Here is a 7781-nt window from a genome sequence, read left to right as displayed (position 1 = left end):
TCGTACCACCAGTACGAGGGCGGCCCGGCCGCACGGCGATGCACCGCACCAGACGCCGCGGCCTGTCCACGAAGATCGGAGAGACGCCCCCTAGGGCCTGGTCGGCCGCGTCCGCACCGCCCCCACGCTCGCCGCCACCACCAGACCGATCGCCAGGCACTGCGGGAGCGACAAGGTCTGCCCGAGCACGAGGAACCCGGCCAGCGCCGCCACCGCGGGGGCCACACTGGTCAGCACCGCGAACGTCTGCGCGGGCAGGCGGCGCAGCGCCAGCAGCTCCAGGGTGTACGGCAGCCCCGAGGAGAGCAGCGCCACCGCGAGACCGAGGCCCAGCACTCCCGGTTCGAGCAGGGTGGACCCTGCCGAACCGATCCCGAGCGGCAGGCTCACCAGCGCGGCCACCGCCATGGCCACGGCGAGCCCGTCCAGGCGCGGGAAGCGTGCGCCCGTACGGGAGTTGAAGACGATGTACGCCGCCCACATGGCGCCCGCCCCGAGGGCGAAAGCGGCACCCGCGGGACTGAGCTCGTCGAACCCCTCCTGCCCGAGCAGGAAGACGCCCGCGAGCGCGAGCCCGGCCCACAGCAGGCTCACCGCCCGGCGCGCGGCCACGGCGGACAGCAGGAGCGGCCCGAGGACCTCCAGCGTCACCGCGGGGCCGAGCGGGATCCGGTCGATGGCCTGGTAGAAGAAGATGTTCATGCCGCCGAGCGCGAGACCGAAGGCGGCGGCGACGGCCCAGTCCGTACGACTGTGCCCGCGCAGCCGGGGACGGCAGACGAGGAGCAGCAGGACGGCGGCGATCGTCACCCTCAGCGCCACCACGCCGAGGGCTCCGGCGCGCGGGAAGAGCAGCGCGGCGACGGCGGAGCCGAACTGCACGGACAGGGTGCCCGCCAGCATCAGCCCGATCCCGGCGAGGCTGCCGGTGCCGGTGCTGCCTGTGGTGCCGGTGTCGCCCTTGCTGCCGGTGCTGCCGGTGCCTCCCGTAGCGTCGGTGCGAACCGTGCTGCCCCTGCCACCCGAGCTGCCCGTGGTGGCCGGTGCGCTCGCGGGGCCCGCGCCTGCGGTGCCCGCCCGGGACGTGGTCGATGTCATGCCCTCAGGCTAGGAAGCGGCCCTTTCCGTGTGAAATGCCGATTGAGCAGTGGCTATGCTTGCCGAGCATGACCATGGAGCTGCGTCATCTGCGGGCCTTCCTCGCCATCGCGGAGGAGGGCACGATCACCCGCGCGGCAGAACGGCTGCACATCGGCCAGCCCGCGCTCTCCCGTACGCTCCGCCAGCTCGAGGGGCATCTCGGCGTACGGCTCGTCGACCGCTCCACGCACCACCTGGAGCTCACGGCGGCGGGCCGGACCTTCCGAAACAAGGCCGCCGCCGCGCTCGCCGCCGTCGACGCGGCCCTCGACCCGCGCGCCCTGTCCACCGTGCCGCTGCGGCTCGGGCACCCCTGGGCCGCGCTCGGGGACCTCACCATTCCGCTGCTGCGCCGCTGGGACGAGGAGCACCCCGACGTACCGCTGGAGCTGCGCCGGATCGACGACCGCACGGCGGGACTCACCCAGGGCAAGGTCGACGTCGCCCTGCTGCGCGGCCGGGTGACCGCGCCGGGCCTCGTCACGGAACTGCTCGTGGAGGAGGAGCGGGTGGCCGTGGTGCCGGTGGGCAGCGACCTCGCGGACCGGGCCCGCCTGACCCTGGCGGACCTCGCGGTATGGCCGGTCGCCCTGAACACGGTCGCGGGCACGACGACGCTCGACCTGTGGCCCGAGGGCGCGCGGCCCACGGCGACGATCGAGGTCGGCAACACGGACGAGTGGCTCACCGCCATCGCCGTGGGCCGGGCCGTGGGCATCTCGACGTCGGCGACGCCCCGCCTGCACACGCACCCCGCGATCGTCTACCGCCCACTGGCCGACGCCCCTCCGGTGCCGCTGCTGCTCGCCTGGCAGCGCGGCGCGCCCGGCCACCCGGCGATCCCGGACCTGATCCGGCTGGCCCGCGCGATGGTCGCCGAGAGCTGACGTCACGGACGCCGACCGGAGGCGCCGATTTCCGGCGGGCGGCGAGCGGCGGGCGGTGGGCGGTGGGCGGCGGGCCCGGGTCGTCGCTTCACCCCGCCGACGCCCGGCCGCCGCGCGGACCAGGACCATTCCGGGCGCGGCCGGGTGGAGGCGCCGGATCAGCCCCCGGCCGGAACCCGGCTGCGCGCCGCGCAGTCGAGGAGGGTCGGCAGCGCCCGCTCCAACGCGTCGACCCCGTGCGCGTACGGCAGCCGCAGCCGGTCCCGGAAACCGTCCACCGCCGAGAACGCCGAGCCGGGCACGACCGCCACGCCCCGCCGCCGCGCGAGCTGCGCGAGGGCCTCCGTGTCGGTGCCCGGCACCCGCACCCACAGGGCCGGGCCGCCGGCCGGGCGGTCCCACTCCCAGTGCGGGGCGAGCGCCGCCAACAGCGCCTCCGCACCCGCACGTTGCTCGCGCAGCACCGCGCGGCGCGCCGCCCGCGCCTGCGGCAGCCCGGCGAGAAGCCGTACCGCGACCAGCTGGTCCACGACCGAACTCGACAGGTCCACCGACGTCTTGATCTTCCCCAGGCGCGCCACGACATGCGGCGACGAGCGCACCCAGCCCACCCGCAGCCCGCCCCAGAACAGCTTCGACAGCGTGCCCACGGTGATCGTGGACGCCATCGGGAGGCGGGCCGCGAGCGGCACCGGAGCCCCGTCGCCCGCGAGGCCCAGCTCCGCGCACGCGGTGTCCTCCACCGTGAACAGCTCGCGCTCACCCAGCGCGGACGCCCACTCCCGCAGCGCCCCGCCGTCCAGGCTGCGGCCCGTCGGATTGTGCACGGCGGGCTGCAGATAGACGAGCCGGGGCCGCACCTTCGCGCCCAGGCGCCGCAGCGCCGCCGCGTCCGAGCCGTCGACGCCCGCCCCCGGCCGGTCACCGCCGACCGGCACGAGCCGCGCGCCGCGCGCACGCAGCGCCTCCAGGGCGCCCCGATAGGTGGGGTTCTCCACCACGACCGTGTCCCCCGGGTCGACCAGCGCCTGCGCGACCAGCCACACGGCCTGCTGCGAACCGGAGGTGACGAGGATCTGCTCGGCCTCCGTGGGCACGCCCGCCGCGCGGTAGTACGCCGCGATGCCCTCGCGCAGCGCGGGCAGGCCGTGCGGCAGATAGCCGTCGGCCCCCAGCAGCGGCGCCAGGTCCGCACCCGACAGCGCGCCGACCGCGTCGCCCACCGCACCGAGCCCGTCGAGCGCGCCGCTCGACAGGTCGGCCAGGCCCGGCCGTTCCCCCGGGCCCGTCGGATCGGCAAGCACCCTCCGCGCGTCGAAACTGGCCAGCCGCCCCTCGCCCGTCTCCCGCTCCGGCGACCCCGAGCCGCGCAGCCGCGACCCGCTGCCCCGGCGGCTCTCCACCCACCCCTCGTGCTCCAGGAGGCTGTACGCGGCGGTCACCGTGGAGCGGCTCACCCCCAGGACGCCCGCGAGCTCGCGCTGGGACGGTAGCGTCGTGCCGGGGGCCACGTCCGCCCGCTCGGCCAGCTCCCGCAGGGCGTCCGCGAGCCGCCGCGGGAGCGGGCCCGTGCCCTCCGCCGACCAGCCGGTGAGCAGCCGTGACAACCGGGCCGTCGGGATCTTCGCCATACCCCTCATCTTCGCCCATGCGCAGGCCAATCCGGCCCCACTGGTCGTTGTCACCCGCCTCCGGCGGCCGCAAGATCGGCAGCACCGGGCACATGAAGGGGTGAAGGACATGGCGACCGTTGTCCTCGTCGGAACGCTGGACACCAAGGGCGAGGAGTACGCCTGGCTGCGGGAGCGGCTCCGGGAGTACGGCAGCGATGTCCTGCTGGTCGACGTGGGCGTACTGCCGCCGCCCGCACACGGTCCCGCGGCCGACGTCCCGGCCGAGGCGGTGGCCCGCGCCGCCGGGCACGACCTGGCCGAGCTGCGCGCCTCGGGCGACCGGGGCGCCGCGGTCGTCGCCATGGCCGACGGCCTGACCGCCGTGGTCCTCGACCTGCACCGCGAGGGCAAGCTGCACGCGGTGCTCGCCGCCGCCGGCAGCGGCGGCTCCGCCATCGCCGCCCAGGCCATGCGCGCCCTGCCCATCGGTGTGCCGAAGGTCCTGGTCAGCACCATGGCGGGCGGGGACGTGGCACCGTACGTCGACAGCAGCGACCTCACGATGATGTACAGCGTCGTCGACATCTCCGGCATCAACTCCGTCTCCCGGCACATCCTCGGCAACGCGGCGGCTGCCGCGGCCGGGATGGCCCGGCGCCAGGAGCGGAACCTGGAGGAGCTCGCCGGGCCGCGGCGCAAGGTCGTCGCCGCCACCATGTTCGGCGTGACCACCCCCGCCGTCGACGCGGCCCGCGCCCGCCTCGCCGAACTCGGCTACGAGGTCCTGGTCTTCCACGCCACCGGCGCCGGGGGCCGCGCCGTGGAGAAGCTCGCCGCCGACGGACTGCTGGACGGCGTGCTCGACCTGACCACCACCGAGCTCGCCGACGAGCTCGTCGGGGGAGTCCTCAGCGCGGGCCCCGACCGGCTCACCGCCGCGGGCGCCGCGGCGATCCCGCAGGTCGTCGCCCCGGGCGCCCTCGACATGGTCAACTTCGGCCCCGCGGCCAGCATCCCCGAGCGCTTCGCCGGACGCCGCTTCCTGGTGCACAACCCGACCGTCACCCTCATGCGGACGACCATCGAGGAGATGACCGCGCTGGGCGCCCTGCTCGGCCACAAGCTCGCCGCCGCCCGCGGACCCGCCGAACTGTTCTGGCCGCTGCGCGGACTGTCCGCCGTCGATGTCGAGGGCGCCCCCTTCGCCGACCCGGCGGCCGACACGGCGGGCCTGGACGCGCTGCGGTCCACGGTCCGCGGCAGCGGCGTCCACCTGCACGAGGTCGACGCCCACATCAACGACGCGGTCTTCGCCGTCGCGATGGCCGACCGCCTGCACCGACTGATCGGCGAACGCGCCGCCTCACCGGCCGCCCGCCGACCCACCCCCACCCCTTCGAGGAGCACCCCATGAACCGCAAAGAAGCACTCGCCCGGCTGCGCGCCCAGGTCGCCGCGGGACGGCCCGTGATCGGGGCGGGGGCGGGCACCGGACTGTCCGCCAAGTGCGCGGAAGAGGGTGGGGTCGACCTGCTCATCATCTACAACTCCGGCCGCTACCGGATGGCGGGCCGCGGCTCCCTGGCCGGACTCCTGCCCTACGGAGACGCGAACGAGATCGTCGTCGACATGGCCCGCGAGGTGCTGCCCGTCGTCCGCGACACCCCCGTCCTCGCGGGCGTGTGCGGGACCGACCCGTTCCGCCGCATGGACCTCTTCCTGGACCGGCTCAAGGCCATGGGGTTCACCGGCGTGCAGAACTTCCCCACCGTCGGCCTGTACGACGGCACGTTCCGCGTGAACCTCGAGGAGACCGGCATGGGGTACGGCCTGGAGGTCGACATGGTCCGTGCCGCCCACGAGCGCGACCTGCTCACCGCGCCCTACGTGTTCGACCCGGAGCAGGCCGCGGACATGACCAGGGCGGGCGCGGACGTCCTGGTCCCGCACGTCGGCCTGACCACGAAGGGCTCCATCGGCGCGGGCACCGCGATGACCCTCGACCAGGCGGCCACCGCCGTCCAGGCGATGCACGACGCGGCCAAGCGCGTCGACCCGGACGTCCTGGTGCTGTGCCACGGCGGTCCCATCGCCGAGCCCGAGGACGCGCGGTACGTCCTGGAGCACACCGAGGGCGTCGTCGGCTTCTTCGGCGCCTCGTCGATCGAACGGCTGCCCACGGAGCGGGCCGTCGTCGAGCAGACGCGGGCCTTCAAGTCCCTCGGCCTCCGGTCCCCGGGCGCCTGAGGCACCCGGGGCCGGGCCCTCACCGCAGGCGGGCGCCGCGCCGGGCCAGGTAGCGGTAGGGATTGACGTCCGAGCCGTAGTGGCGCCGGGACCGGATCTCCAGGTGGAGGTGGGGTCCGGTGGCCCGCCCGGTGCTGCCGCTGCTGCCGATCCGCGTCCCGGCGCGGATCCTGGCGCCCTGCCGCACCCGGATCCGGGACAGGTGCCCGTACACCGCGTAGTGCCCGTCCGGCATCCGCACGGTGACGGCGTTGCCGTACGCACCCGACCAGCGGGCCAGCACCACGACCCCGCCGCCCACCGCGTACACCGCGGTGCCGCTGGGGACGGCCAGGTCGATGCCGGTGTGGTGGCCCGCGAGCCAGTCGCCGCGCACGCCGTAGCGGGTGGAGATCCGGAAGCGGCGCCGGAGCGGCAGCGTGAACCGCCGGGGGCGTTCGGCCGGGGCGAGACCGCGGGCCTCGTCCTCCGGGAACGCGGCGTCGCCCTCGGCGAGCGCCGTCTCGAAGTCGGCGTCGTAGGTGGCCTCGCAGCCGTCCTGCGACTCCGGGTCGGCCCGCGGCCCGCTCCGTGGCGTGGCGGCTCCCGTCGAGAGCGCCCCGCCTGCCAGCAGCACAGCGGCCATGCCCAGTGCGTCACGTCGTGTGGGGCCCGCTGCACGCGGGCCGTCTATGTCGTAGTCCACCTCAGTCAGCACACCGTCAGTGGCGGCCGAGCGCACGCCGACTGCGCCATCCGGTGGACAAGGCGGCCGGCGTGCGCACGGGTGCGGCGCATCGCGAGGACATCCCCTAGAGGGCGATCCACTCCGTCGCGGTGGTCACCTCGTCGAGGACGTCGGGCAGCGGGTCGACGCCGAGGCCGGGCCCCGTCGGGACGTCCAGGTGGCCGTCGTCCAGGACGAACGGCGCGGTGATGTCGGTGGCGAAGTAGCGGCTGGAGCCCGATGTGTCGCCGGGCAGCGTGAACCCCGGCAGCGCGGCGAGCGCGACGTTCGCGGCCCGTCCGATACCGGTCTCCAGCATGCCGCCGCACCAGACGGGGATGCCGTGGGCGCGGGCGATGTCGTGGATGCGGCGGGCCTCCAGATAGCCGCCGACCCGGGCCGGTTTGACGTTGATGACGGAACAGGCGCCGAGCGAGATCGCCGCCGCCGCGTGGGCGGCGGACTCGATGGACTCGTCCAGGCAGATCGGGGTGCGCAGGAGCTTGGCCAGCTGCGCGTGCTGCACCATGTCGTCGTTGGCCAGCGGCTGTTCGATCAGGAGCAGGCCGAACTCGTCGAGCTTGGCGAGGTGCTGGGCGTCGACGAGGGTGTAGGCGGCGTTGGCGTCCACCTGGAGGAGCAGGTCGTCGCCGAAGCGCTCGCGGACCGCGCGCACGGGCCCGACGTCCCAGCCGGGCTCGATCTTCAGCTTGATCCGGACGTAGCCCTCGGCGACGTACTGCTCGACGGCGTCCAGGAGTTGGGGGACGGAGTCCATGATGCCCACGGAGACACCGCAGGGGACCCGGTCGCGGGCCGCGCCCAGGTAGGACCCGAAGGACTCGCCGGTGGAGCGCAGTTGCGCGTCCAGGACCGCGCTCTCCAGCGCGGCCTTCGCCATGTGGTGGCCGGTGAAGGGTTCGAGGGCCCGGCCCACGGCGGCCGCGTCCACGCCCTCCTTGGGGAGCGCGGGGACGAGGAACCTGCGCAGCACGTCCTGGGCACCGTCGACGTATTCGGCGCAGTAGCGGGGCTCGGACATCGCGGCGCACTCGGCCCAGCCCTCGCCGTCCGCGGTGACGACCCGGACGAGGAGGACGTCCCGGCTGGTCTCGACGCCGAAGGAGGTGCGGAAGGGCGCGACGAGCGGCATCGCGATCCGGCGCAGCTCGATGCCGGAGATCTTCG

At 75.0% G+C, this 7781-nt stretch carries 7 protein-coding genes; 3 read left to right on the top strand and 4 right to left on the bottom strand.

Going from position 1 to position 7781, the window contains the following annotated elements; translation table 11 throughout:
* Positions 1–90: 90 nt before the first annotated feature.
* On the bottom strand, positions 91–1098 hold the full coding sequence (locus tag ACFYXE_RS31885) for a DMT family transporter (RefSeq protein ID WP_389318579.1): 1008 nt from the start codon (positions 1096–1098) through the stop codon (positions 91–93).
* Positions 1099–1166: 68 nt separating this feature from the next.
* Here ACFYXE_RS31885 and ACFYXE_RS31880 point away from each other — a divergent pair, with 68 nt between their 5' ends.
* On the top strand, positions 1167–2027 hold the full coding sequence (locus ACFYXE_RS31880; protein WP_389318577.1) for a LysR family transcriptional regulator: 861 nt from the start codon (positions 1167–1169) through the stop codon (positions 2025–2027).
* A gap of 158 nt (positions 2028–2185) precedes the next feature.
* On the opposite strand, the gene ACFYXE_RS31875 is transcribed toward ACFYXE_RS31880, so the two are convergent.
* Positions 2186–3658, bottom strand: coding sequence for a PLP-dependent aminotransferase family protein (locus tag ACFYXE_RS31875; RefSeq protein ID WP_389318575.1), 1473 nt, complete (start codon positions 3656–3658; stop codon positions 2186–2188).
* A gap of 109 nt (positions 3659–3767) precedes the next feature.
* Here ACFYXE_RS31875 and ACFYXE_RS31870 point away from each other — a divergent pair, with 109 nt between their 5' ends.
* Together ACFYXE_RS31870 and ACFYXE_RS31865 are read left to right on the top strand one after the other, a co-directional pair.
* Positions 3768–5054: a Tm-1-like ATP-binding domain-containing protein gene (locus ACFYXE_RS31870; RefSeq protein WP_389318573.1), complete on the top strand. Its 1287-nt coding sequence runs from the start codon at positions 3768–3770 to the stop codon at positions 5052–5054.
* Positions 5051–5887: a phosphoenolpyruvate hydrolase family protein gene (locus tag ACFYXE_RS31865; protein ID WP_389318571.1), complete on the top strand. Its 837-nt coding sequence runs from the start codon at positions 5051–5053 to the stop codon at positions 5885–5887. The genes ACFYXE_RS31870 and ACFYXE_RS31865 overlap by 4 nt, the downstream gene beginning before the upstream one ends.
* Positions 5888–5906: 19 nt before the next feature.
* On the opposite strand, the gene ACFYXE_RS31860 is transcribed toward ACFYXE_RS31865, so the two are convergent.
* Positions 5907–6512, bottom strand: a complete 606-nt coding sequence (locus ACFYXE_RS31860; RefSeq protein WP_389318569.1) for a M23 family metallopeptidase — start codon at positions 6510–6512, stop codon at positions 5907–5909.
* Positions 6513–6678: 166 nt separating this feature from the next.
* A complete protein-coding gene (gene menC, locus ACFYXE_RS31855) occupies positions 6679–7746 on the bottom strand; it encodes an o-succinylbenzoate synthase (RefSeq protein ID WP_389318598.1) in 1068 nt (355 codons plus the stop codon).
* Positions 7747–7781 lie beyond the last annotated feature (35 nt).

It is taken from the genome of Streptomyces sp. NPDC002564 (genome assembly GCF_042889645.1).
GTDB lineage: Bacteria > Actinomycetota > Actinomycetes > Streptomycetales > Streptomycetaceae > Streptomyces.
This window is presented reverse-complemented; position numbering and strand designations above follow the sequence as displayed.

Excerpts from the sequence above, each read along its gene's own strand:
- ACFYXE_RS31880 (WP_389318577.1), top strand. The coding sequence starts at position 1,167 with ATGACCATGGAGCTGCGTCATCTGCGGGCCTTCCTCGCCATCGCGGAG.
- ACFYXE_RS31885 (WP_389318579.1), bottom strand. The coding sequence starts at position 1,098 with ATGACATCGACCACGTCCCGGGCGGGCACCGCAGGCGCGGGCCCCGCG.
- ACFYXE_RS31870 (WP_389318573.1), top strand. The coding sequence starts at position 3,768 with ATGGCGACCGTTGTCCTCGTCGGAACGCTGGACACCAAGGGCGAGGAG.
- ACFYXE_RS31860 (WP_389318569.1), bottom strand. The coding sequence starts at position 6,512 with ATGGCCGCTGTGCTGCTGGCAGGCGGGGCGCTCTCGACGGGAGCCGCC.
- menC (WP_389318598.1), bottom strand. The coding sequence starts at position 7,746 with ATGCCGCTCGTCGCGCCCTTCCGCACCTCCTTCGGCGTCGAGACCAGC.
- ACFYXE_RS31875 (WP_389318575.1), bottom strand. The coding sequence starts at position 3,658 with ATGGCGAAGATCCCGACGGCCCGGTTGTCACGGCTGCTCACCGGCTGG.
- ACFYXE_RS31865 (WP_389318571.1), top strand. The coding sequence starts at position 5,051 with ATGAACCGCAAAGAAGCACTCGCCCGGCTGCGCGCCCAGGTCGCCGCG.